General features: G+C 30.9%; 26 protein-coding genes and 1 other annotated feature. Of the genes, 22 read left to right on the top strand and 4 right to left on the bottom strand.

The window, feature by feature from the left end; all coding sequences use genetic code 11:
• Positions 1 to 66: 66 nt before the first annotated feature.
• Both I6760_RS01610 and I6760_RS01605 read right to left on the bottom strand, forming a co-directional pair.
• The gene (locus I6760_RS01610; protein WP_196592778.1) at positions 67 to 1,437 is read right to left on the bottom strand and encodes a type II secretion system protein GspD; all 1,371 of its coding nucleotides are present in this window, start codon (positions 1,435 to 1,437) and stop codon (positions 67 to 69) included.
• Between the two features lie 21 nt (positions 1,438 to 1,458).
• Positions 1,459 to 1,989 carry a hypothetical protein gene (locus I6760_RS01605; protein WP_196592777.1) on the bottom strand — a complete coding sequence of 177 codons (531 nt, stop codon included), beginning with the start codon at positions 1,987 to 1,989 and terminating at the stop codon, positions 1,459 to 1,461.
• 341 nt (positions 1,990 to 2,330) lie between these two features.
• On the opposite strand from I6760_RS01605, the gene hpf reads away from it, so the two are divergent.
• From hpf to I6760_RS01495, 22 genes are all read left to right on the top strand, one after another.
• Positions 2,331 to 2,873, top strand: a complete 543-nt coding sequence (gene hpf, locus I6760_RS01600; RefSeq protein WP_196592776.1) for a ribosome hibernation-promoting factor, HPF/YfiA family — start codon at positions 2,331 to 2,333, stop codon at positions 2,871 to 2,873.
• Positions 2,874 to 3,128: 255 nt separating this feature from the next.
• Positions 3,129 to 4,145 carry a LacI family DNA-binding transcriptional regulator gene (locus I6760_RS01595; protein ID WP_196592775.1) on the top strand — a complete coding sequence of 339 codons (1,017 nt, stop codon included), beginning with the start codon at positions 3,129 to 3,131 and terminating at the stop codon, positions 4,143 to 4,145.
• A gap of 3 nt (positions 4,146 to 4,148) precedes the next feature.
• Complete coding sequence (locus I6760_RS01590) at positions 4,149 to 4,649, top strand: ureidoglycolate lyase (protein WP_196592774.1); 501 nt, start codon at positions 4,149 to 4,151, stop codon at positions 4,647 to 4,649.
• Position 4,650: 1 nt separating this feature from the next.
• Positions 4,651 to 5,577: a carbohydrate kinase family protein gene (locus tag I6760_RS01585; protein ID WP_196592773.1), complete on the top strand. Its 927-nt coding sequence runs from the start codon at positions 4,651 to 4,653 to the stop codon at positions 5,575 to 5,577.
• A 272-nt stretch (positions 5,578 to 5,849) separates the two neighbouring features.
• On the top strand, positions 5,850 to 7,157 hold the full coding sequence (locus I6760_RS01580) for an MFS transporter (protein ID WP_196592772.1): 1,308 nt from the start codon (positions 5,850 to 5,852) through the stop codon (positions 7,155 to 7,157).
• A gap of 76 nt (positions 7,158 to 7,233) precedes the next feature.
• A complete protein-coding gene (locus I6760_RS01575) occupies positions 7,234 to 7,914 on the top strand; it encodes a fructose-6-phosphate aldolase (RefSeq protein WP_196592771.1) in 681 nt (226 codons plus the stop codon).
• A 703-nt stretch (positions 7,915 to 8,617) separates the two neighbouring features.
• Positions 8,618 to 8,974, top strand: coding sequence for a zinc ribbon domain-containing protein (locus I6760_RS01570; RefSeq protein ID WP_196592770.1), 357 nt, complete (start codon positions 8,618 to 8,620; stop codon positions 8,972 to 8,974).
• 1,814 nt (positions 8,975 to 10,788) lie between these two features.
• Complete coding sequence (locus I6760_RS01565) at positions 10,789 to 10,974, top strand: helix-turn-helix domain-containing protein (protein WP_196592769.1); 186 nt, start codon at positions 10,789 to 10,791, stop codon at positions 10,972 to 10,974.
• A gap of 68 nt (positions 10,975 to 11,042) precedes the next feature.
• Entirely contained in the window at positions 11,043 to 11,279 is a 237-nt protein-coding gene (locus I6760_RS01560) for a helix-turn-helix domain-containing protein (protein WP_196592768.1), read from the top strand.
• Between the two features lie 56 nt (positions 11,280 to 11,335).
• On the top strand, positions 11,336 to 11,875 hold the full coding sequence (locus tag I6760_RS01555) for a hypothetical protein (protein ID WP_196592767.1): 540 nt from the start codon (positions 11,336 to 11,338) through the stop codon (positions 11,873 to 11,875).
• 1 nt (position 11,876) lies between these two features.
• Positions 11,877 to 12,134 (top strand): hypothetical protein, encoded by a 258-nt coding sequence (locus I6760_RS01550; RefSeq protein ID WP_196592766.1) that lies wholly within the window; start codon positions 11,877 to 11,879, stop codon positions 12,132 to 12,134.
• Positions 12,115 to 12,384, top strand: a complete 270-nt coding sequence (locus tag I6760_RS01545; protein ID WP_196592765.1) for a hypothetical protein — start codon at positions 12,115 to 12,117, stop codon at positions 12,382 to 12,384. Before I6760_RS01550 ends, I6760_RS01545 begins: the two co-directional genes overlap by 20 nt.
• Before the next feature lie 215 nt (positions 12,385 to 12,599).
• Positions 12,600 to 13,100, top strand: coding sequence for a protein NO VEIN domain-containing protein (locus I6760_RS01540; RefSeq protein WP_196592764.1), 501 nt, complete (start codon positions 12,600 to 12,602; stop codon positions 13,098 to 13,100).
• 470 nt (positions 13,101 to 13,570) lie between these two features.
• Entirely contained in the window at positions 13,571 to 14,704 is a 1,134-nt protein-coding gene (locus tag I6760_RS01535) for a tyrosine-type recombinase/integrase (RefSeq protein ID WP_196592763.1), read from the top strand.
• Between the two features lie 201 nt (positions 14,705 to 14,905).
• Positions 14,906 to 15,136, top strand: a binding site (T-box leader).
• A gap of 48 nt (positions 15,137 to 15,184) precedes the next feature.
• On the top strand, positions 15,185 to 16,195 hold the full coding sequence (gene aroF / locus I6760_RS01530) for a 3-deoxy-7-phosphoheptulonate synthase (protein WP_196592762.1): 1,011 nt from the start codon (positions 15,185 to 15,187) through the stop codon (positions 16,193 to 16,195).
• Positions 16,196 to 16,197: 2 nt separating this feature from the next.
• The gene (locus I6760_RS01525) at positions 16,198 to 17,094 is read left to right on the top strand and encodes a prephenate dehydrogenase (RefSeq protein ID WP_196592761.1); all 897 of its coding nucleotides are present in this window, start codon (positions 16,198 to 16,200) and stop codon (positions 17,092 to 17,094) included.
• A gap of 226 nt (positions 17,095 to 17,320) precedes the next feature.
• On the top strand, positions 17,321 to 18,259 hold the full coding sequence (gene prmA, locus I6760_RS01520) for a 50S ribosomal protein L11 methyltransferase (protein ID WP_196592760.1): 939 nt from the start codon (positions 17,321 to 17,323) through the stop codon (positions 18,257 to 18,259).
• Positions 18,259 to 18,996, top strand: a complete 738-nt coding sequence (locus I6760_RS01515; protein ID WP_196592759.1) for a 16S rRNA (uracil(1498)-N(3))-methyltransferase — start codon at positions 18,259 to 18,261, stop codon at positions 18,994 to 18,996. The genes prmA and I6760_RS01515 overlap by 1 nt, the downstream gene beginning before the upstream one ends.
• A gap of 40 nt (positions 18,997 to 19,036) precedes the next feature.
• Entirely contained in the window at positions 19,037 to 20,326 is a 1,290-nt protein-coding gene (gene mtaB, locus I6760_RS01510; protein WP_196592758.1) for a tRNA (N(6)-L-threonylcarbamoyladenosine(37)-C(2))-methylthiotransferase MtaB, read from the top strand.
• Positions 20,327 to 20,405: 79 nt separating this feature from the next.
• On the top strand, positions 20,406 to 20,753 hold the full coding sequence (locus I6760_RS01505; RefSeq protein ID WP_196592757.1) for a histidine triad nucleotide-binding protein: 348 nt from the start codon (positions 20,406 to 20,408) through the stop codon (positions 20,751 to 20,753).
• A gap of 94 nt (positions 20,754 to 20,847) precedes the next feature.
• Entirely contained in the window at positions 20,848 to 21,027 is a 180-nt protein-coding gene (gene rpsU / locus I6760_RS01500; protein WP_182185884.1) for a 30S ribosomal protein S21, read from the top strand.
• A 17-nt stretch (positions 21,028 to 21,044) separates the two neighbouring features.
• Positions 21,045 to 21,491 carry a GatB/YqeY domain-containing protein gene (locus I6760_RS01495; RefSeq protein WP_196592756.1) on the top strand — a complete coding sequence of 149 codons (447 nt, stop codon included), beginning with the start codon at positions 21,045 to 21,047 and terminating at the stop codon, positions 21,489 to 21,491.
• Between the two features lie 114 nt (positions 21,492 to 21,605).
• Here the strand turns inward: I6760_RS01495 and I6760_RS01490 are convergent, their stop codons facing one another.
• Together I6760_RS01490 and ilvA are read right to left on the bottom strand one after the other, a co-directional pair.
• A complete protein-coding gene (locus tag I6760_RS01490) occupies positions 21,606 to 22,487 on the bottom strand; it encodes an AraC family transcriptional regulator (protein ID WP_196592755.1) in 882 nt (293 codons plus the stop codon).
• Positions 22,488 to 23,056: 569 nt separating this feature from the next.
• Positions 23,057 to 24,313, bottom strand: a complete 1,257-nt coding sequence (ilvA, locus tag I6760_RS01485; protein ID WP_196592754.1) for a threonine ammonia-lyase — start codon at positions 24,311 to 24,313, stop codon at positions 23,057 to 23,059.
• Positions 24,314 to 24,399 lie beyond the last annotated feature (86 nt).

The raw sequence follows: 24,399 nt of genomic DNA, 5'->3' as shown, positions 1-24,399 counted from the left end.
TATATTATAATTTTACACTATATTGTGTATAAGATAAAGAAAAATATAATATATAAAAAGGATTTCCTAAATTTTATTTTTAATATGTGCCGTAAGAAAAATAATTATTTCACTTTCTGATTTGCTTTTTTTGGTATTACGAAAAAATTTACCTAGAATGGGCAAATCCCCGAGAAAAGGTATTTTGCGTATATTTTTACTTTCTTCACTGCCAATAAGACCACCGATAGCTATTGTTTCTCCATCCTTAAGTCTTACAGTAGTGTCAGCTGCTCGGGTTTGGAAACGATATGCCTTTAATGTTTCAATATATAATGGGCTGCTGACTTCAGTATGTACAGCTGCAGTAATATAATTGTCATCATTTATGCGAGGTGTACAGCATAAAATAATGCCGGTTTTATGGTATTCATACGAAGTTGTAGTTGTTGAATTTATTGTACTGAGTTTAGGAACAGGAACACTGCCACCTATAGTAATGACAGCTTGATGATTGTTAAGTGTCATTATATTTGGTTTTGCTAAGACAGATGCTTTTCCTTGAGTTATAAGGGCATTTATTTTTGCGCCATAATAAAATTCAAAAGGTATACCTTCAGGTCCTTTACCGAATTGTATTACTCCGGGAATAGTATTAGAACCGTTATATTCTCGTATAGTTTTACTAGTAGGCGTATTATCAGTTATAATGCTATAAGTCCCATCAGCATTTTTTATACGACGACTTGCGGATGAATATGAATTTTCGTGTTGAGGATATTGGGGAAATTCAGACCAATCCCATTCAATACCCAGATTTTTAGAAGCATCTTTTTGCAGGGCAATAACTCTTGCTTCCAATACTACCTGCCTAGCTGGAACATCTATTTTTTTTATAAATTGTTCTAGTTGTTTTGCTTGTAAATCCGTACCAAAAAAAAGCAGACAGTTATTTTCTTTATCAAGTATAACATTATTATTTTGTTCGATAGTTTTACCATGTGTTGAAGCATTACTTTTAAGAGAAGTAATTTTTACTTGCGATGTCTTTGGTATAATATTTGTGGAATTATTAGAATATGTTGATATTTTTATAAAATCAGCTAACATATTGAGATCAGCATATTTAATTTTAAAAATATGCTGTTTTTTAAAATTATAATTGATAGTTTTTCTACTACTTATAAAAAATATACCATCTTTTTCATAGAATTGAAAATTCTTTATTTGGGAAATCGCTTGTATTGCCTTTATTGGTGATATATTTTTTAGATTTATGGAAATAGTCCCTTGGATATCATCGTTTATTACAATGTTTATATTATTTGCAGCAGCCAGTGAAGTAAGTATACAACGTACGTTGGCATCACTGGCGGATATAGATATATTTGCGGCGTAGCATGGTGTATATTTAAGACAAAGAATAAAAGAAATGATCAATAAATTTTTTAATCGCATAAATTTACCTACTAAAAATAGTTAAAATCCCTTTAAATGATAAACAAGTATAGTTCCTGTATTTGATTGCAGTTTTATACTATTTTTATTAATTGAAAGTACATTGTACTGGGAAAAATGATTGCCGGCTTTGGTGAAAAAAGATTTATTATTATATTCGATAATAGCATTGTATTCATTATGATTATATATTATACTTGTTAATTTTAGAGGAATTATCTGGGAAGTTTTGGAAGGTGTTATAAAAATTTTATTCGTGGTGTATTTTTTAGCAGGGGAAGAAGGTAGTGTAAGATTATTTGCCAAAGCTGGTTTAGGATTATGGTTAGTGTCCTTTGGAGGATGCTTGGGAGAAAAAGGATCATGAATTATATAAGGCTGCTGTTTAATAGTAAAATTATATTGACTATTGTGAACAATAAGTTTATTCTTGGGAGAATAAGACGGAGCAGAAACTTTATTTACAGTCAGAAACAGACAGGCATTGAGAAAAATCGTCAGCAGGATAATTATTACAATAATATGTTTGCGTTTTAATGAAGAAAAATGCAAAAAAAATTTTTTACTATGAAAGATTTTTTTATTAAGCAGTATTTGACACCTTCTTTTTATAGTGCAATAATATTCCTAATATTAAATTTATTTAAACATAAATAGTATAAAAGTTTTTTACTTTTATGTCAATTTTCTAAATTATAAATGACAGCAAGCAACTTTATTTAAAATATTTTATTATGTTTATTAATGTTCTTTATGAATGAAATTTTGATACAAGGAGCTGATTAATTAATAAAAAGCTGTTATAATGAAAAAAATAAAGGTATTTTTTATTATTGTAGCGAAATATAATATAAAATCTTAGCTTTATATTCTAAGAAGGGTGTTGAAGAAATATGGCAACATTTACTATCAGAGGGAAAAACATCGAAATAACGCCGGCATTACATGATTATGTAGAAAAAAAAGTTGGCAGGGTAACTAAATATTTTGACACCGTAGGAGAAATAACTGTATTATTAACGGTAACGAAGGGACGTCATATTGTAGAAGTGACAGTTCCGGTGGAAGGTATACTATTACGTGGAGAAGAATCAACAATGGATATGTATACATCCATAGATTTAGTTATAGAAAAACTCGAACGACAAATTCGTAAACATAAAACTAAACTTGCTAAACGTTTCCGCAATGGTAGTTTTAAACCAAATGCAGTTCCATCATCAAAGACTGATGATGAGTATGATGACGATGATGAATATACTGTGGTAAAAACAAAACGTTTTGCAGTTAAACCAATGGATGTGCAAGAAGCCATTATGCAGATGAATCTGCTTAACCATGAGTTTTTTGTATTCCGTGATGCACGTACAGAGGAAGTGAATGTGGTTTATCGTCGTAAAGATGGTAATTATGGTCTGATTGAACCAAGCCGTTGAGTTTAAAATAAAAAACATAAGAAAAACCAGTTGTTATATGCAGCTGGTTTTTTTTATTATGTAGAGTATCCCATGTTTATTATAGATAGACATAAAATAATATATTTTACAATAATAACATTAATATATTAATAATACAAAAATTTTAAATTACAAAAATTTACAATAAATTATTTACAAATTAGAATGTATTTGATATACTAAAAGAAGTTTTATATTAATAAAAAAATGATAACGTTGTCATAGGTGAAGTTAATGATTACTAATATTAAACAAATTGCTATATTGACGGGAGTTTCTCCTTCTACAGTTTCAAGAGCAATATCTCATCCGGATAAGGTTGCTTTTGCTACACGTGAAAAAATATTAAAGGTTGTCAAAAAACTTGGTTATGAAAAAAATCAGTTTGCAGTTAATTTACGACAACAAGATTCTAATTCAATTGGTTTGATTGTAACAGATATACTAAATTCATTTCAAGCAAATATTATAAAGGCTGTTCAAAATATTGCTTATAAAAATGATTATAACTTGATTGTTTGTACTTCAAATGAATCACAAGTTATAGAAAGAAAAGCCTTATCTGTTTTAAGGGCAAATCGTTTGAAAGGATTGGTTGTGATTCCTGCGCCTGGACCTGCATACGAATTATCAGTGGGAAATAATATACCTATTATAGAAATAGATAGAATTTCCTCTAGAGAAAATGTTACTCAAATACTTTTAGATAATGATAAGGGAATGTATTTAGCTGTACAACATTTATTGAAATTAAAACACCAGCGAATTGCATGTGCTGTTGGAAATATGCAAATATCAAGTTTTCATGAACGAATGAAAAGTTTTTATAGATATACAAAAGGTAAATGTGAATCAATAGATGTCATTTTACCGGATAAAAACACATTAATGGAAGAAGCCTTTCAAGCATTTATAAAATTGATGCGTGGTCCTAGAAAAAGATTACCAACAGCACTTATTGCGGGCAATAATGATATTGGAAAGGGAATAGTAAGGGCAATAGCTAAATTAGATTTAAAATTACCGAGGGATATTTCTTTAATTTGTTTTGATGATACAGATTGGGCTCAATTATATCCCTGCCCAATTACTGTGATTTCTCAGCCTGCCTATGAAATGGGAGAATTTGCAGCAAAAAAATTACTTGAACAAATTGAAAATCATCAAACGATTAAACATGAGTGTACACGATTTGATCCTATTTTTATTGTTAGAAAATCAACTACTAAGAATTTTATTAATGGAGGTTAGATTATGGCTATTTTAATGAAAGATATTCCTTTAATTAAAGCAGTCCCTGAAACTATTGAAGCTTATGGAAAATTTTTAGGTAAACCTGATAGAAAACCAACGTTAGAACGTGGTGATATTGATTATTATCACAATATTGCACCTTCAGGAGATTTTACCAAATATCCTGTTTCAAGTTTTCTGATTTGCCATAAACATGATTTTATTTTAAAACGAGTAGAACGACATAAATTTACGGAGGAAACTTTTATTCCTTTAGAAGGGCACAGCTTAATGATTTTAGGGAAAAAAGGAGAGTTAAAGGAAGAAAATTTAGTTGCAGTATATATGGATGGTTCATGGGGAATTCAATTGTATCGTGGTACATGGCATTTTGCACCATTTCCTTTGGATCCATTGGCTACATTTATTCTTTTGTCTGGACGCGATTCCGGTCCTGATATTGAGGTTTGTGATGTAAAACAACGCAAAATGCCTTTGCCTCAAAGCTGGGGGATGATATGAAATGAAATACGAAAATAACATTGCCGTTTATGGAGAGGCACTTATTGATTTCACATATGAAAATAATGGTTATGTGCCTCATCCGGGTGGGTCACCATATAATGTAGCTATAGGATTAGGACGTTTAGGTATTAATGTTGCATATTGCACTCAATTAAGTAAAGATATGTTTGGTAGATTATTATATAATTATTTGCAAGAAAATAATGTAAATGTACAACATATAAAATTCACTGATAAGCCAACAACGCTTACCTTTGTGAAAATAGCAGATAATGGTGAGCCCCAATATGCAGTTTATTCCAATGGGGCAGCCGATGTAGAAATTTCTAAAGCTGATTTTCCTAAACCAGAAATAAATGCGCGTATACATCATTTTGGTTCTATTTCGATAGAACAGAATCCATGTGGACAGGTGTGGGAAAACTATATCAAACAGCTAAGGGAGTTTGTATCATTTGATCCAAATATAAGAGCTAATCTTATTAAGGACAGAGAATTATATTTACAACGATTCAATAATATTTTATTAAATACAGATTTATTAAAATTAAGTGATGAGGATTTGTTATGGCTAGCACCCTCAAAAAAAGTTGATGAATTTGTCCAGGATGTAATATCATATGGTGTAAAGGCTGTAGCAATTACTAAAGGGAGCAAGGGAGTACAATTTTATTATAATGGGAAAATATATAATCAAGCTGCGTTAGCAGTTCCAATTGCTGATACTGTTGGTGCAGGAGATACTTTTTCAGCAGCATTTTTGATGAAATTATTGCCATGTATAAAAAATAAGTTTTTTGTTGACTTAAATGACAACGTTGTCATAAATGCATTAAAAACAGGTGTTATTGCTGCTGCTCTCAATTGTTGTAAAAGAGGTGCAAATCCGCCAACTATATCAGAATTAAAGATAAAAAATTTATAATTATTTTTAGGGAAATTGGGGTAGGGTATAAAATAAATATTAATCAATAATATTTATTAAGTTTATAAAGAAAATGCTGACAATAAGAATAGAAAAATATCCCAATAAAAGTATAATAAATGTTTTGCTGTAATATTTTTAATTTAATAATTTTTATAATATTTACATTTTATAGAAAAATTATTAAAAATTTATATTGTTATTAGTTTATTTTATAATTAACTGATTAATAAAAATTTAGAGAATTTTATATTTAGAAATGAGGCAATAAAATGAGCATACAAAAAATCTTTATTACTCCAGATGGAAAAAATCATTTTATGACATTTTTATTACTTACGGGATTATTTCTTGTACTTGGTTTTAGTACGGGGTTAATTGATGTGCTAAATAAGCATTTTCAAAGTGTCTTACAAATTAGTAAAGCAGAATCCGCATTAGTGCAATTTTCTAATTATATTGCATATTTTATATTTGCTATTCCCGCAGGAATTTTTGCTGAAAAATATGGTTATAAAAAGGGAATATTTGCCGGATTAACTATAATTGCTATAGGCGCATTTAGTTTTATTTTTTCCTTGAAAATTAATACTTTCTTTGCCTTTTTATGTAGTTTGTTTATTTTAGCTACAGGATTAACCTGTATAGAAACTATGGCTAATCCCTATGCCACTTTTTTAGGCTCGGCAAAAGCCGGTGCGGCCAGATTAAATATAGCTCAATCAGTAACAGGAATTGGATTAATTTTTGGACCATTAATAGGTGGTTATTTTGTACTTTCTAATGGTGGTACTGTAGTATCTACGAACAATAATTTAATTATTCCTTATATAGGAATAGGTATTATTGTTTTGCTTTTGGCAGCATTATTCTTTTTTAAGAATATACCTGATTTTGCTCCAGTGAAAACAAAACAAGAAAATGGTATAGAAGAAGAAATTCCTTTATGGAAAAAACCTCATTTTATATTTGCGGTTGTTGCACAGTTTTTATATGTAGCAGCACAAACGGGAATTTTTAGCTTTTTTATAAATTATGTAGTAGAACATTCACCAATTTTTACAGAAACTATTGCAATTTTCTTACCCGCTAACTGGTGTTGGAATAGTCCTGCAGGCTGGAAATTTAGCGAAATAGGAGCTTCACAACTTTTAGCTTTTGGTGGATTTGGCCTCTTTATGATAGGAAGATTTAGTGGAGGTATTTTAGAAAGCAAATATAAATCATCCAAATTACTGGCTATTTTTTCTATAGTCAATGCTTTATTAATGGTATTAATAGTAATAACTGATAATGGATGGATGGGAATATCAGCGTTGATCATTAGTTTTTATTTTATGTCAATTATGTATCCAACTATTTTTGCATTAGGAATTTTTGGTTTAAAAACTCAAACTAAACGGGCTTCCTCATACATTGTTATGGCTATTGTTGGTGGAGCTGTCGTACCAATTTTGATGGGGAAAATGGCAGATATTTGGTCTATGAGTGTAGGCTTTATAGTACCATGCATATGTTTTATTGTTATTGCAATATATGCATTACGTTGGAATAAACTTGTAGAATATAATAATTTGTGATACCTTATTATATGCACAATATTTATAAAACAATAAAATATCATTATGCAATTTATTAATAGGAGGAATAATTAAAATGAAATATTTAATTGATACTGCTAATCTTGAAATGATAACAAAATGTAATGATTTACTGCCAATTGCAGGAGTTACAAGCAATCCCAGCATAATAAAAAAAGAAGGGAAAATAGACTTTTTCGCTCATTTTAGAAAAATACGCCAAATAATTGGGTTGGAAAAAGCAATTCATATACAGATATTGGCACAGGATAGTGAAGGAATAATAAGGGAAGCTCATAAGATACTCGATAATGTCGATAAAAATGTTTATATAAAAGTGCCTGTTACCCCACAAGGACTCAAGGCTATACAGCTGCTGAAAAAAGAAAATATAGGAGTAACAGCTACTGCTATATATAATAAAACGCAAGGATTTTTGGCAATGGAAGCCGGAGCTGATTTTATTGCACCATATTATAATCGTATGGAAAATCTTGATATTGATGCTGCGGATACTGTAGCTTCCTTTGCTAATATGATTAGTGTTTATGGTTATGAAACACAGATCATAGCAGCCAGCTTTAAAAATATGGCACAGGTAAATACGGCACTGGGCTGTGGAGCACAGTTAGTGACAATGGCACCGGATATTCTTTTGTCAGCACTTGCTGTTCCCTCAATAAAAAAGGCTGTTGATGATTTTGCGGATGACTGGAAAAAAATATTTGGTGATATTTCTATTTGTGATATGAAATAAACTAGTATAATTATATTTTTTATAGAGTAATATTAGTACAATTTAAAAATTTTATTATTTATCGTTAAAAAAATAGATAAACTAATATACTATAGTATATTAGTTATTTTAAAAATTATCCGTGATTGTAATATAAAATATATAATAATTATAAGGCATTATTATATATTAATTGACAAATTTACAATATTATTTGCTTGACAAAATTAAAAAATGCTGGTATATTCTTATGCAAGATGAAATGCAGTGAACAAGATAAGTACATTGAAGTGTATTTTTTAGAGAGTCAAAAGCCTATAAAATCAACTTTTATAGCACATCATACACCATCAAAAAATGGTGGCAACTATTAAAAATGGTGGCAAATAACAATTTAATTACGGAATATTATAAGACAGTCATTAATTGACTGTCTTTTTTGTATTTAAAAATAAATAAAATATATATGATACGGTGGGGTGCATTTTCAAAATACAAACGACTTTTTTATTATTAGGGTGGTGACGTATTGATATTGTCTAAAAAAAATCTATGTTTTTAATAATAATAAAATAATATATATTTTGAAATAATTTTATTAAGGTATATAATTATTTTATCCAATACTGTTTTTCTTATGCATAATAGATTAATGATTGTATATTTTGCCAATTATTTTAGATAATAAGAATAACTGTATAATAAAATATTAAGAGGTGTTAACATGACGATAGTCATAGCTATTGCTGATGTTGTTTTATTTGCAATAATTTCATTTTTTGTAGTACTGGACATAGACCCTACCGCAGAGTATTTGTTTTATACACTAATAATTTCTAGTGTACTTGGTTTGATTCCAGCGATGATTGCACATAAAAAAGGTCGAATATTTTTTCTGTGGCATGTTTATGGGTGGTTATTATTTATTATTGCACTGGTTCATTCATTACTGCTGAAAGAAACAGATGAATCAAAGTTAAGAAATGGTATGAAAAAATGTTTGTTTTGCGGTGAATTTATAAAACGTGAAGCAGTTATTTGTAGATACTGTGGAAAAAATCAATATAAAAGTAATGTATAACAAAGTTAATAGGTGATTATGCTTATTTCATTTGTTGTATTAGCTTTATATAAGTTGATTTATTTCTATGTTGACAACGAAGTTGGCTATGCGAGGTACGAGCATACTGTTTGCTACGCAAAGCTGAAAAAACATCAGCAACTTTTATTTTAATCAACTTTATAAATAATAAAACATGGTTTTAAATATCACCTATTTTATACACTATCTATAATCATAAAAATGTCTTGACTTATAGATAAGATAAAATTTTGGCACAAAAACGCTGTAAGCCTTGTTATCATTGGTTTAACTGCCATTTTGATAGGTGAGGTGAGTTGCACCTATTGGTACGGTCAGATGCACCTGTTTAATAAATATTAATATTTAATACTTATGTAAAACTAGCGTTTAAACCTCATTTTTGAAACAAACTATGTTTAGGTATGTAATTACATAGGCAAGCTATGTTATGTGCTAAAACATAGACAGCCGTCTATATTTTAGACATTAGAATTGATTCTATGCATATGATATTGATACATAATAATGAAAATAGTTATAATGAAATTTTTTATATATTAATTTATACTTATAATTTTATTAATGATTCATAAAATACGCTTAGAACGTAAATATGGAGCTTTGAGAGCTACTGTAGTAAGTAAGTTGATTTATTTATAGAATAAAGTTTATCTATAAAAAATAAAACAAACTATGTTTGGGTATGTAATTATATGGGCAAGTCGTGTTATGTGCTAAAATCTTAACGCCCGTCAAGTTTTTAGGGCTTAGAATTGATTCTGTGGGTAATATATAATCATGGTTTGATGTTTATTTATTTGTGGAATAAAATTAATATAAAAATATTTATATTAATTTAAGAAAACACCAAAAAAAGTGCCATTTTCATAAACACCTTCGCACATATCTTTTATAGAGGGGTTTTTATTTCAGTATTTCATCATCTAAAAATTTTATCAATTTCCAAAAAAAATGTTATAACCATAAAAATGAATAAAAATATTAATAAATTCAATAATAGCTACTAATAGCTTAGTGGTGGGGTGCATATAACATATCGTTTAACATGTTAAGGTCTTGTTTTAACTTGTTAAAAATTTTTTTCTATAAAATTACGAGTCTGGTAAAAATATTTAAAATAATTTTAATTTTTTTTAAAAAAAGTGCCATTTTTGTCACCCCCCTTCGTAGCTAGTATATATAGAGAGAGTTTTATTTACGGTATAAATTGAAATTCTAACATTTATAGGTCAGCAATTTGCTGGCTTATTTTTTTTGCAACAAATAACAAACTAATGATTGATTATTACCGTAGTCTTGTCGTGATGACACCATAAATCGCTAGTAATCTAATTATATAAAACATACATAAAGTGTTTTATGCATTTTATAGTTGGTATAGTTTTGGCACACACAAGTAGAATAAGAGTCTGTCAGCTTTGTATATTTATACATTGAGATTCGGAGAATTATAAACAACCAACAGCGACATAAGAACCCGCCAGTAATTGTAAAGGTAGTGGCATTACAATTGGAATCGCTAAGTTGAATTAAGTTTTTGTATGTTTTTTCTTATAGTGCTGTACAGACTAACCGCCAGCAGAAAGCTTAGTTAAATGCCTATACACAGGTTATGTGACTTTTGTTATTACTTGTTAGTGTTCATATTATAACTTTTATGAACTAGAGATAATCTCAAAAGAAGGTAGATTTTCCCCCAATAGGGGGAATCTATACCTGCCACAGGTTTTAGGGGTTTTAGATACAAAACATATAAAAAACATATACACAAAAATGGAGATGATAAAAAGATGAAAACAACACCTATGAAAATAGCAAGACTTAAAGTAAATATGAAACAAAAAGATGTAGCAAAAATACTTGGTATATCTAGAAGTACATTTAGTAATTATGAAACAGCTCGTTATCAATTACCTGCTGGTATGCGAGAGCGATTAGCAGAAATTTATAAATGTAATAAACTCGATTTAATTTGACTGGTGAAAAAGCCAGTCTTTTTTTTTAACAATTTTATAAAGCATTTGCTTAGAAATGAGGTGATAATATGGCAAGAAGAAAGAAAATAGTTATACCAGATGGAACACACCCGATTAAGAAATTTAGACTTATTAGAGATTTTACTTTAGGTGAATTATCATCGTTGTTAGACATGACAGTTCAACATCTTGATGATATTGAAAAAGAAAAAATTAAACCAACACCAAAAGAAAAATATTTAATTTTGATTATGACGGGGATTCGATTATCTGGTGAACTAGAAATCAATAGTTATTCATATTGATAAGAATATGACTTAATTATGTAAATTATAAAAATAAAGAAAGTAGTTGATGTGAAATGAAAAGAAAAGTAATGAAGTTTATTTGTTCAGACTGTAAAAAAGAATTTAAACCAGATGGTGATGTTTACTATTTGCCAGCCAATTTGATGAATGGTCAAAAAGAACCACAATGGATTTGCCCAAAATGTCATAAGAAATGGTTAGACGGCTGGAAAGTTGTTAGAACAGTTGTAAATCCACCTAAGTATAAAAATACTCATTGTACAGCAACATGTACATTGAAAAATGGTAAAATATTTTTTTTTAATCCAGTGAGAGATTATTTTAATGAAGATATACCAATTGATGCAATGGAAACAGCAAGAAAAGCAATTAATGATTATATTATGGAATCAAGAAAACACGAAGTAGACATAGCTATCACAGATAGTTTTGATGAACAATCTATTACTGGTAAAGATGGTACTGGCAATACAATAAAAGTTAAATTTAGACACGATAGAAACGGTAAATTGCAGATTGATGATAAAGCATTGATTGGTAAAGATGAAAATTTTGTTAATTTATTTATAAAAAAGATAAAAGAGGTGTTTTAATATGATAAATATTTTGAGTGCAAGAAAAAATGACAATTATGGTAAATCTATTGATGGTAAAAGAAGTCATGTTATGGGGTATGCAGATATTCAGATAGACCATTTAATAATTTATGATATATCAATTGTTAAATATAGTGATACTCTTTATCGAGTTTATTCAAATAGAAAAATAAATATAGTTTTCGATGCTGAAATTGAAAATCAAATAGTAAAAGATGTTTTGGAAGTGATAAAAGATGAAGATAACGAAAGTTGAGTTATATACACCAAGTAATATCATTAATAGTAATCATAAATATAGAGCTGATATAACTATTGATGATGTATTTATAGTTAGTGCCATAAATGTATTTGTGTACGAAGATAACCATATTAAAGCATTTTTGCCATGCTTTAGAACTAAACGTGGTAAATGTTTTTCATATGTATTTTTTAAAGATAGTGAGTTCTTAAAAGAAATAGATAAAGCTGTAGAACAAGAAATATTAAAACTAAATTTGCATTAAATGTTGCTTTTAATTTACTCAAAATTGAGTAAAAGCCAGTATTTAATGTCTTGAGTTCAATTCGGTCAAAAATGACAGAAAGTCAAACAGCAGATAATAATTGTACATGATTCGTCACAATGGCGAACGGTGATAATATACATGAATAGTGTAGGGGCGGAATAATCCGCCCCTTTTTTGTATCCAAAAATTTAAAGAAAGTTGAGAAAAAAACAATGAAAACAATAAAAATAGTAAAGATGGTGGTAGAAATGATTAATAATTTTAGAAGTCAATTAGCGTTTGGTCATAGTAATGAAGAAAAAGCAATGAAATATATAAAAGAGCATTTTGGTAATCAGATTGAATCAATCCAATTTATAGAATATAACAAAAAAGATAATAGAAAACAGCAACTTTATGGTGATATAGAGGTAAAAACTACAGGTGGAAGAACAAAATATTATGAGGTTAAGAGTAGAAGAAAGCATGATAATTGTTTTTGCTTTGAAATTGATGAAAATAAGAAATTAAAGACAAAATATGTAGATTATTATATTTTTATAATTCCAGATTATCCAATAATGGTTGTAGACTACTTTGAATTTTTAGCTGTTTATGATGAATTAGCTAAGAATAAACCAGTTAGATATGTTCCAGATGGTGAACCAGTTATATTTTTACCAATTGATGAAGTATTTAAAGCACTTAATGAATTGAATGGGGTGGTAGCATGAAATATAAAAATAAATTTGAAACATATCGTTGTTTATTACAGACAGCGATATTAATAATTGTGTCGTTGATATATTATATAGTTACTGTTAAATAGCTGTTAACATAGGTTATAACATGTTGTAATAACAAATGCATAATGGGTTAAGATTGTACCATACCTTAGACCGTTGATTTACCAATGTTTTATCCTGATAATAAGGTTGTAACATTAAATATATATTGTTACATACTAAAATATGGTGCAATCTACCCTAAAAGTATATGTTATCAATCTACATATAATTAAAAAACATGAACATTACATATAACATGTTCATAATTATGAATAACACCATATGAATTTATATACGATAAACCCATATGGTGAAAGCTTATTAATTAATTAGAATAGTATAAGAGTTGGTTAAAATATGTTATAATATAAATGTAATTAAGTTGTTATTATGCCAAGAAATTGGAGCGAATAACAATGGAAAAATTCAAATATATCACTTATAGAGAAAAAAGAAATTCGTATCAGATTAAGATTAATATTAAAACCAAAAACGGTATGCAGTCAGTGGTTAGAACAGCTAAAACTTTAGCTAATGCGTTGAAAATTAGAACGGAGATGATGAAACTTTATAAGCTTGACACAAAGTTGTTATTATCAGTAGATAAAGCCCTAAAAAATAAAACTGATACTGAAAATGTATTAAATGATTTGTTAGTTGATGCTTTAAAAAACTGGTATACGATTTATAAAAAATCATACCTAGAAATACAAAGCCAACGTAAATATGAAACTTTATTATTCAAAGTAATAGCACCAATTTTCCAAACATTTAAAGTAAAGCAAATAACACAAGATATTATTCAATCATATGTAAATAGCTTATACAAGAGAAATTTATCGACATCATATATACGTTCTATTATCAAGTTATTAAAGCAGTTTTATGCCACTGTTGATGGTATGAAGAACCCATGTAATAATATTATCTACAAGAAAGATATACGAAAACCTAAAGTAGTATTAACGAGTAGTGAAAAAAACAAACTTTTGTTATATGTCAAAGACCACAAACCAGAGTATTATTTTTTATATTATTTATATTTTGCTACTGGCTGTAGATGTGGTGAATTACTAGGGTTAACATGGTCAAATGTAAATTTTGCTGATAATGCTATACACATTGAACAAACATTGATTTATAATCATAATACGAAACAACATGAGTTAAAAGATTATCCAAAGAACAAATCAAGTATAAGAGATATATTCTTAAGTCCTAAATGTATGTTTTACCTGCATTATATAAAGAACCAATATAAATCTAATGAGTTGGTATTTTGTAAGAATAATGGTAGACCATATAGTTTAAGACAAGTATCAAGTAATTTTACTTTATGTGCTAAGCTGGCAGGTATTAATAAGCATGTAGTATTACACAGTACCAGACATTATTTTGCTACACAGTTAATTAATAATGATGTTAGCATACCAGTGATACAAAGTTTGGGCGGTTGGAACACACCAAACACTTTGATGAATGTATATGCACACAGTAATGTTTTAAAAGAGCGTCAAGCGATGAAAAAAGTTGTGTTTAATGAACTTTAACTTGCCACCTTTTTCAGGTGGCAAAACCAAAAATGGTGGCAAATCATCATATATGACACTGAAAAATTAAAAAGTTTATTAAAAAAAGATAAAAAAACCTAAAAAATAGTGTTTTATTTTGTCAATAACTATAAAATTGACAAATTTACAATATTATTTGCTTGACAAAATTAAAAAATGCTGGTATATTCTTATGCAAGATGAAATGCAGTGAACAAGATAAGTACATTGAAGTGTATTTTTTAGAGAGTCATGGAGTGGTGGAACATGATAAATACATCAATGGAAATACACTTGTGAGCAGCAGGCTGAAATTATAGTAGGCTGTGCCGGATTGCCTCCGTTATCTCAGGCTAGGATATGTTAGTATCTGAAAAAGTGGCTTGCGTAAGCAAGTAGGGTGGTACCACGGGTGATTAACTCGTCCCTTTTTAGGGACGGGTTTTTTTGTTTACATTTATAAGTTTGGGAGGAAAAATAATGATTATAGTAATGAGTCCAGAAGCAACACAGCAGGATCTGACAGATGTAGAAAATAAGATTGAAGCGGAAGGATTATCTTATCATTTGTCGAAAGGGTCTATCCGGACGATAGTTGGAGTCATCGGTGACAAGAAAATTATTTCCGGACTTCAAATGAATGCATTTAAGGGAGTGGAAAAAGCTATTCGTATTACAGAAAAGTATAAATTGGTAAGTAGAGAATTTCAACATGAAGATACTATTGTAAATGTTGGCGGAGTCAAAGTCGGTGGAAAGCATCTGGCTGTTATGGCTGGTCCTTGCGCTGTAGAAAGCTATGAACAATTGATGGAAGCGGCAGAGTGCGTAAAAAAGGGTGGGGCTAACTTTTTACGTGGAGGTGCTTTTAAGCCGCGTACATCACCATATGATTTTCAAGGGTTGGCTGAAAAGGGACTGGCAATGCTTAAAGAAGCCGGTGAAAAATATGATTTAAAAGTTGTAACAGAAGTTGTAAACCAGAATGATATCCCGATGATAAGCAAATATGCGGATGTTTTGCAGATTGGAGCGCGTAATATGCAGAACTTCCAGCTTTTAAAAGAAGTTGGAAGAACTCATAAACCTGTTTTATTAAAAAGAGGTTTGTCAGCTACTATAAGTGAATGGTTAAATGCGGCTGAATATATCGCAAACGAAGGCAATTATAATATAATATTATGTGAACGCGGTATTAGAACATATGAAACATTTACAAGAAATACTTTAGATTTGAGTGCAGTAGCGGCAGTAAGGGAACTATCTCATCTACCAGTTATCGTAGATCCTAGTCATGGAACAGGGCGTTGGCAGATGGTTCAGCCGATGGCAAGAGCAGCAATTGCTGCTGGGGCAAATGGACTTATAATAGAAGTACATCCTCATCCAGAAAGTGCATTGAGTGATGGCGATCAATCTTTGACACCGCAGAATTTTACAGCTACTATGGCTGAAGTTAAAAAAATAGCTGAAATTATGGGGAAAGAATAATAATGATAAAATTGAAACTGGCAATTTTAGGAGTGGGTTTAATTGGTGGGTCCTTTGGACTTGCTATGAAAGCTAAATTGGGCAGTGAAATTTATATTACAGGGTCGACACGTACAAAAGAATCTTCTGAGTGTGCTGAAAAAATGGGAGCAGTAGATAAAAGCTATACAGATAATATTTCTGCTGTTAAAGATGCAGACATAATTTATTTAAGTACACCGGTACTGCAAATGGTTCCTATAGTCAGGCAGATACTACCTCATTTAAAAAAGGGAACGATAATCACGGACGCAGGAAGTACAAAACAGTATATTGCTAATAAGCTTCATGCTATACTGCCTCAAGATATTTATTATGTTTCTGCGCATCCCATGGCTGGCAGGGAAAAGAGTGGAGTATCCGCTGCGACTAAAGAGTTATTTAAAAATAGATGTTATGTAATAATAAAGGATCGGGAAATGCCAGTACCGGAGAAAGTAATGGAAAAAGTCCGTACACTTATTGCGCTTACGGAGGCCAACATAACAGAGTTGGATTTGGTGCAGCATGACAGATGTGCTTCAATAATAAGTCATGTACCGCATATTACAGCATCGGCACTAGTTTGGCTTTTAAATCGCAATTATGAAGATATTGAAGCCTGTATAAAGCTCGCAGGAGGCGGATTCAAAGATACCACAAGAGTTGCTTCATCTAACGCAGATATGTGGTCAGATATATGTTTGTCAAATTCTGTGGAAATTATAAATAACCTACAGACTCTCCAAGATATAATAAATGATGTTATAACAGCAATAGATAGTAAAGATAGAGAAAAACTATATGATTATTTTTCACTTGCCAAAAAAACACGTGATAGAATAATCAAAGAATCTAAAAATATTTATGAAATAGAATAAATGTAATATAGTTAAGAGAGATTCGAATTTCAAGTTTCGAGTCTCTCTTATTAATTTACACGAATTATTTATATAACAATGAAGGAAATTTGCAAATAAGAAATTCTTATATTATAGTATAAACAATTGTTTAAAATGTTGTCTGGATAATAAAAGACTTAAGAAAATAAAATATTTACAGATTAAATAAAATTATTGTGACAATATGAGTATGAGGAGGATATTAATGGATTGGATGCAGATTTCAGTGCGAACATCGCATGAAGCTATGGATATTATTGCGGAGATCTTTGGCAATTTAGGTGCTAATGGGACACAAATAGAAGATCCGGCTATTATAAATGAGTATATAAATTCTAATTTATGGGATTATACAGATATTCCGTTGCAAAAAAGAACTGATGTAATTACGGTACATGCGTGGCTGCCTTGTGACAGTATGCTTGAGAAACGAATAAAAATGTTAAATAAACAGCTGGAAATTCTTTCCAGTAGAATAAACACAGCACCATGCGAAACAATGACACATAAGATAAAGGAAGAAGATTGGGCAAATAACTGGAAAAAGTATTTTCATCCATCTAAGATAGCAAGTAAAATTGTTGTAAAGCCATCATGGGAAGCATACCAGCCGCAAAAAGATGAACTGGTAGTAGAACTTGATCCAGGCTGTGCTTTTGGAACGGGGACGCATCCTACTACGTCCATGTGTGTGAAATTCATGGAAAAGTATCTACAGCCTGGGGCAAAATTATTTGATGTAGGTACGGGGTCTGGAATATTAGCTATAGCTGCTGCAAGACTGGGTGTCAAAGATATTGAAGCTGCCGATTATGATAATGTTGCAGTTAAGGCAGCCAGGGAAAATATTAAGAAGAACGATGTCATGGAAATAATAAAATGTTTCCAAAGTGATTTGTTAAAAAAATTTTCAGGCAAAGCAGATTTTATATCGGCTAATATTATAGCTGACATAATCATTCGTCTTTTTGATGAGCTGCCAGATAAATTGACTAAAAATGGAATATTTTTGGCAAGCGGAATTATAAAGGATAGGTTAAATGATATAGAGAAGGCAGCTGAAGAACATAAAATGTATATTGTGGATAAGGCTGAAGAGGGTGGTTGGGTTGCACTTGTATTGAAATTTGAGGCAGATAAATAATGCGCCGTTTATTTATTGATAGAAAAATGGAAAAAAAGATAATAATCACCGGTGATGATGCAGCTCATTTACTTTATGCTATGCGGTCAAAACCGGGACAATATATTACAGTAGTTGATAAAGAGGGAAGAATAGCTAGAACAAGTATTGCTGATTGTGGACCACAGAAAGTGGACTTGGATTTTGTTGAATGGATGGATAAAGCTGAAAACGAATCATCAGTAAATATAACTTTGATGCAGTGCCTGCCTAAGGGTGATAAGATGGACTATATTGTGCAAAAGGCAGTTGAGCTGGGGATAACATGTATTATACCTGTGGAAAGTCAAAATTGCGTTGTAAAATATGATGCTGCCAAGAAAGAAAAACGATGTCAAAAATGGCAAAAGACAGCTAAAGAGGCAGCAAAACAATGTGGTAGAAGTACTATACCGGAAATTGTACCAATTACAAACCTGAGTGAGGGACTTAACCATATAAGCGGATATGCTGCCTGTGTGTGTTATGAGAGTGAAGCAAATATATCTTTTAAGCAATATCTTCAAACACATAATAAGAAAAATGGTTATTTAGTGTTGATCGGACCGGAAGGTGGATTTACAGCAGAGGAAATAGAGATATGCCGCACCAAGAAGATAGAAAGTGTTTCCCTGGGAAAGCGTATATTGCGTACAGAAACAGCAGCAGTTGCTGCTTTGTCAATACTGCAATATGAAAAAGGGGACTTAGGCAGTTAAATTATAAATATTTTTATTTTATATAAGGAAAGGGTTATTTATGGCTAAAGTAGCACTTACTACATTAGGATGTAAGGTAAATCAATTTGAAACAGAAACTATAGCAGGACTTTTCAGGCAGAGAGGATACGATGTCGTTGATTTTACAGAAAAGGCAGATGTTTATATAATTAACACCTGTTCCGTTACGCATTTAGGAGAAAAAAAATCCAGGCAGCTGATTCGTCGGGCTAATCATTTAAATAATGATGCGGTAGTGGCAGTGACAGGATGTTATGCACAGTTGGCACCGAAAGAAATAAAAAAGATAGATGGGGTCAAGGCTGTAATTGGGACTAATGAACGTAAAAATATTGTTGATGTGGTAGAAAAGGCAGCTGTAGGTAAGACAGTTATTTCTGATGTAAAAGATATTATGCATGAGCATGAGTTTGAAGATATTCCCATGTTTGGTATGCAGTCGAGAACCAGGGCTTTTTTAAAAATCCAGGATGGATGTAATAATTTTTGTTCTTATTGTATAATTCCTTATGCCCGAGGACCGTTACGTTCGCGTAGTCTGAATAGTATAATAAAAGAGGCTGATAAACTTATAAACAATCAATTCCATGAAATAGTATTGTCAGGGATACATTTGGGGGCATACGGGCGTGATTTGCCGGAAGATATTACTTTGGCTGATGCAGTAGAAGTAGTTCTTTCACTAAAGGGACTGAAAAGACTTCGCTTGGGATCTTTGGAATCAATAGAAGTGTCAGATAAATTGTTGGAGTTGCTTGTAAATAACAGACATTTTGCCCATCATTTGCATTTACCGCTGCAAGCAGGAGATAACGAAATATTAAAAGCTATGAACAGACATTACAGTATTCAAGATTTTGCTGAACTATTGAAAAAAATTACAAAACATGTTCCTGATATTGCGATATCAACGGATGTTATTGCTGGTTTTCCAGGAGAAACAGATGCGCAATTTGTCCATAGTCTGGAATATATCAAAAGCCTGCCTATCTGCCGTATACACGCTTTTCCTTATTCCAAGAGGAGGGGAACGCCTGCCGCTGCTATGGATAATCAAGTAGCTGAAGGTGTAAAAAAGCAGCGGGTGCATGAATTACAAAAACTTAGTAAAGAAAAATCCAGTCAGTTTTATGCACAATTTATTGGGAAATCATTAGATGTTTTAGTTGAGCAGGAGAACGATGGTATTGTTGACGGACATACTGGCAATTATATAAAAGTATATACTGACAAAAAAATAAAAAAAGGTGAAATATATTCTCTAAAAATGATAAAGTCTTATAAAGATGGTCTTTGGGGAGAAAATTAATTTTTGTAAAAGGAAGGGATTATAAAATTAAAACAGAACTAGTAATACATAGGATTTTTCCTCGAACGGGGGTGTTGTTATGTCTGATTGTATTTTTTGCAAGATAGCAGCTAAGAAAATACCATCCAGTATAGTATATGAGGATGATATAGCTGTAGCTTTTAAAGATTTAGAACCACAAGCTCCTGTACATATTCTTATAATACCTAAGAAGCATATAAAAAGTCTTAATGACACCACAGCTGCTGATAAGGAAATAGTAGCCCATATAACTGTTGATATAATTCCTAAGTTGGCAGAGGACTATAATATTGCTGCTGATGGTTTTCGTGTGGTTATAAATACAGGGGTTCAGGGTGGTCAGACAGTGAATCATCTGCATTTTCATCTTATTGGGGGCAGATCTATGCAATGGCCGCCAGGGTAATTATTATTGACAATTATGCTACTTTTCAGTTATAATATCTTGGTGTACCAAACAAATACACTCCCATAGCGTGTGGAGGGGAGGGAAGATATAGATGTCAGAAGTTAAAGTTGGAAAAAACGAAACAATTGATAGTGCGCTTCGTCGGTTTAAACGTACTTGTCAAAAGGCTGGTACCCTCGCTGAAGTAAGAAAACGTGAGCATTATGAAAAACCTAGCGTAAAACGTAAGAAAAAATCTGAAGCTGCTCGCAAACGCAGATATAAAGCTTAAAACGCGGAGGTAAGAGAATGTCTATTAAGGATAGGCTCATGGCAGATATGAAAGAAGCTATGAAGGCTAGACAAACAGATCGTCTTACTGTCATTCGTTCGATGCGTTCAGCGATACGTAAAGCTGAAATTGACGGCAAAACGGATCTTGATGATGCAGGAGTAATTGGCATTATAGGTAGGGAACTTAAAATGCGGCAAGATTCTCTTGAAGAGTTTAAAAAAGGCAATAGGGATGATTTGGTGGAAAAAACTAAAGCAGAAATTGCTGTAATAATGCCATATTTGCCAAAACAAATGTCAGAAGATGAAATTCGGACGTTGGTGAAATGTACTATAAAGAAAATTGGAGCAGCAGGTTCTAAGGATATGGGCAAAGTTATGAAGGAACTTATGCCTGATGTAAAGGGCAAGGCTGATGGTAAACTGGTCAATAACATTGTTCGGGAAACTTTGGCTCAATAGCTGAATAGTATGTTTTGTAAAATAATAAGGACTTCTGTTTATTTAAACAGAAGTCCTTATTGTCGTAAAATAAATTTTGTCGCAAGATGAGTATGTTCCAATGAATATTGCTATTCATTGAACTAATTTTTTTATATTGCAGCTTTTTTGATATTTACGGGGTGACATTCCTCTGTATTTTTTAAAGGTTTTTATAAAGTAACTTAAATCATTAAAACCACATGATAATGCTATTTGCTTTATAGAGGTATTCGAAGATATTAGTTTTAGACATGCCCTGTCAATGCGGTAATAGTTCAAATAATCTATAGGAGTGTGATTGGTCATTTTTTGAAAAAATTTACAAAAATAGTTGGTAGAAAATCCTGCTGCTTTAGCTAGATCTCTGAGCGTAATAGGTGTGTCATAGGCCTGTTCTATAAGTTGGAAAGCTTGTTTTATTTGATAGATATGATGTCGGCTTATCGCAATAGCATAATTATTTGCTGGGTGGTAAAGCTTATTTTTTAGTATTGTTCCCATAAACATATAGAGCATACCAAGTGTTATAAATTCATAACCTGGTGGTTTTTCTCTCAGAGCATTAAAAAGCGGTTTAATTATTTTTTGTATAGAAGTTTTTTGTGAATTGAAATAATTGTTTATATGGAGTTTATGATTAAGTATATCAATTATTAAATCATAATATTTTATATTATGATTTAATAATTTTTTCATATCAAAAACAATGTATTCGTATATACAATCATCGGATTGAGGGATACCTCCATGTATAACATCGTCATGAATGAATATTATATCACCAGCTGAAACCTCAAGTTTGTCTTCATTAAGAGAAAAAAGAAATTTTCCTTTTAGTAAATAGAGAATCTCATATTCACCATGCCAGTGGAAGGGCATAGTAAAATTAGGATGATGAAAATCTACATAATGCAGTTCTATGGGAAAAGCAAAATTATTAGTTGAATAGTTTTTGTTAGATTTTTCTTGTTCCATGATATCTACTACTTAAAAATATATGAATATTTTAAGCGGTAGTTTTCACCTCTTCCTTTGGGAATTGTGTTGTAAATAATATTTTAATTTGCATTGTATTGATTAAAATATTACTTTATATTATGATAAATTATTTAAAATAAAGGCAGTATTGATTTATAATGAAATATTTGTTAGAGCTATGCAATATGTTTAGATGATTGGGATTGCATTAATAAACCAATAGTTGAATAAATATATTATATAAGTATACTTGTATATATTTGATAAGTATAAATTTTCACATAATTTTAATATATTATATTTGATTAAATTATATCATAATATACACAATTTAAGCAATGTTGTACTTATTATCTTATGCTATAAATAAAATCACTAATAGTTATAAAAAAAAATGATAGCAAGCAGGATTTATTGTATATTTCCTGTTTATCCTTTTGACTTGATATGTATATGATTTTATCTATAATTGACCATTTCTTATATTAAAGAAATATAAGCAACAATAAAAATCGTCAGGAGCTACAGTAAATGCACTTCTGACGATTTTTAATAAGAAACGATTATCAATATACTTTAGATATTTGAAAGCCATATTTTTTTAAGGTTTCGGTTATTTGACTGATATGATTGCTATTATGTGTTTCTACAGTTACTTCTAATAATACTTTTTCAAAACTGTCGGTTACCTTAGCCTGATTATGATCCAGATGAATGACATTGGCATTAAGGTCAGATAAGATTTGTGATATTGCTAAGAGTTGACCTGGTTTATCAGGAAGCTTAACACTAAAACAAAATACACGACCACGAGCAACCAGAGCCTTGTCAATTAAAGCAGATATAGTAGATATATCTATATTACCACCGCTCACAATAGCAGCAATTTTTTTATTTTTACAGGATAGTCGTTGCAAAGCGGCTAAAGATAACACTCCAGCCCCTTCTGCAATCAGCTTGTGTTTTTCAATTAATGATAGAAGAGCAGACATTATTTCTAGCTCGGAAACGGTTATTATTTCATCAACATATTTTTTTATAAAAGCAAAGGTTAATTCTCCTGGTGTTTTTACGGCTGTGCCTTCTGCTACGGTATCAACTGATGGTAGAGTTACTATTTTTCCTGCTTGTAATGAAGCTTTCATACAGGCAGCACCTTCAGGTTCTACACCAATGACTTTTATAGTTGGGTTTACTAGTTTTGCTGCCAGTGCTGTGCCGCTGGCAAAGCCACCTCCACCTATTGGAACAAGAATGATGTCAACATCTTTTAAATTGTCAATGATTTCCAGTGCTGTTGTACCCTGTCCTAATAATACTTCCAGATTATTAAATGGATGAATGAAAACATAACCATGTTTTTTTTCAAGTTCATATGCTTTAGCGCAGGCATCATCATAATTATCACCATAGAGGACAACTTCTGCGCCATAAGCACGTGTGGCTTCGACTTTTAAAATAGGGGTAGTGGCAGGCATAACGATGACAGCTTTTAGCTTCAGCTTTTGTGCTGCATAGGCAACTCCCTGGGCATGGTTGCCAGCAGAAGCGGCTATTACGCCACGTGCTTTTTCGTTATGTGAGAGTTGACTTATACAATTGTAAGCACCGCGTAATTTAAAAGAGCCCGTTTTTTGTAAGTTTTCGGGTTTTATGTAAATTTCATTATGAGATATTTGTGAAAAATATTCACTATAAATTAATCTGGTATGACGTGTTATGCCATCGAGCTGTTTAGCTGCTCTGTAGACATCGGCAATAGATGTTTTTTTGACAATTTCTTCCGGGTTTAAAGTGGTTTGTTTTGCTGCTTCTTTTTCCATATGATTTCTCCTATAATATGTACTTTAAAATGAACATCCGATTTAAAGTCGGTAAAAATCATTATAACGAAAAAAAAATATGTTTG

The organism is Pectinatus sottacetonis, from assembly GCF_015732155.1.
Classification (GTDB): Bacteria; Bacillota; Negativicutes; order Selenomonadales; family Selenomonadaceae; genus Pectinatus; species Pectinatus sottacetonis.
This window is presented reverse-complemented; position numbering and strand designations above follow the sequence as displayed.

Excerpts from the sequence above, each read along its gene's own strand:
- I6760_RS01610 (WP_196592778.1), bottom strand. The coding sequence starts at position 1,437 with ATGCGATTAAAAAATTTATTGATCATTTCTTTTATTCTTTGTCTTAAA.
- hpf (WP_196592776.1), top strand. The coding sequence starts at position 2,331 with ATGGCAACATTTACTATCAGAGGGAAAAACATCGAAATAACGCCGGCA.
- I6760_RS01595 (WP_196592775.1), top strand. The coding sequence starts at position 3,129 with ATGATTACTAATATTAAACAAATTGCTATATTGACGGGAGTTTCTCCT.
- I6760_RS01590 (WP_196592774.1), top strand. The coding sequence starts at position 4,149 with ATGGCTATTTTAATGAAAGATATTCCTTTAATTAAAGCAGTCCCTGAA.
- I6760_RS01585 (WP_196592773.1), top strand. The coding sequence starts at position 4,651 with ATGAAATACGAAAATAACATTGCCGTTTATGGAGAGGCACTTATTGAT.
- I6760_RS01580 (WP_196592772.1), top strand. The coding sequence starts at position 5,850 with ATGAGCATACAAAAAATCTTTATTACTCCAGATGGAAAAAATCATTTT.
- I6760_RS01575 (WP_196592771.1), top strand. The coding sequence starts at position 7,234 with ATGAAATATTTAATTGATACTGCTAATCTTGAAATGATAACAAAATGT.
- I6760_RS01570 (WP_196592770.1), top strand. The coding sequence starts at position 8,618 with ATGACGATAGTCATAGCTATTGCTGATGTTGTTTTATTTGCAATAATT.
- I6760_RS01565 (WP_196592769.1), top strand. The coding sequence starts at position 10,789 with ATGAAAACAACACCTATGAAAATAGCAAGACTTAAAGTAAATATGAAA.
- I6760_RS01560 (WP_196592768.1), top strand. The coding sequence starts at position 11,043 with ATGGCAAGAAGAAAGAAAATAGTTATACCAGATGGAACACACCCGATT.
- I6760_RS01555 (WP_196592767.1), top strand. The coding sequence starts at position 11,336 with ATGAAAAGAAAAGTAATGAAGTTTATTTGTTCAGACTGTAAAAAAGAA.
- I6760_RS01550 (WP_196592766.1), top strand. The coding sequence starts at position 11,877 with ATGATAAATATTTTGAGTGCAAGAAAAAATGACAATTATGGTAAATCT.
- I6760_RS01545 (WP_196592765.1), top strand. The coding sequence starts at position 12,115 with ATGAAGATAACGAAAGTTGAGTTATATACACCAAGTAATATCATTAAT.
- I6760_RS01540 (WP_196592764.1), top strand. The coding sequence starts at position 12,600 with ATGAAAACAATAAAAATAGTAAAGATGGTGGTAGAAATGATTAATAAT.
- I6760_RS01535 (WP_196592763.1), top strand. The coding sequence starts at position 13,571 with ATGGAAAAATTCAAATATATCACTTATAGAGAAAAAAGAAATTCGTAT.
- aroF (WP_196592762.1), top strand. The coding sequence starts at position 15,185 with ATGATTATAGTAATGAGTCCAGAAGCAACACAGCAGGATCTGACAGAT.
- I6760_RS01525 (WP_196592761.1), top strand. The coding sequence starts at position 16,198 with ATGATAAAATTGAAACTGGCAATTTTAGGAGTGGGTTTAATTGGTGGG.
- prmA (WP_196592760.1), top strand. The coding sequence starts at position 17,321 with ATGGATTGGATGCAGATTTCAGTGCGAACATCGCATGAAGCTATGGAT.
- I6760_RS01515 (WP_196592759.1), top strand. The coding sequence starts at position 18,259 with ATGCGCCGTTTATTTATTGATAGAAAAATGGAAAAAAAGATAATAATC.
- mtaB (WP_196592758.1), top strand. The coding sequence starts at position 19,037 with ATGGCTAAAGTAGCACTTACTACATTAGGATGTAAGGTAAATCAATTT.
- I6760_RS01505 (WP_196592757.1), top strand. The coding sequence starts at position 20,406 with ATGTCTGATTGTATTTTTTGCAAGATAGCAGCTAAGAAAATACCATCC.
- rpsU (WP_182185884.1), top strand. The coding sequence starts at position 20,848 with ATGTCAGAAGTTAAAGTTGGAAAAAACGAAACAATTGATAGTGCGCTT.
- I6760_RS01495 (WP_196592756.1), top strand. The coding sequence starts at position 21,045 with ATGTCTATTAAGGATAGGCTCATGGCAGATATGAAAGAAGCTATGAAG.
- I6760_RS01490 (WP_196592755.1), bottom strand. The coding sequence starts at position 22,487 with ATGGAACAAGAAAAATCTAACAAAAACTATTCAACTAATAATTTTGCT.
- ilvA (WP_196592754.1), bottom strand. The coding sequence starts at position 24,313 with ATGGAAAAAGAAGCAGCAAAACAAACCACTTTAAACCCGGAAGAAATT.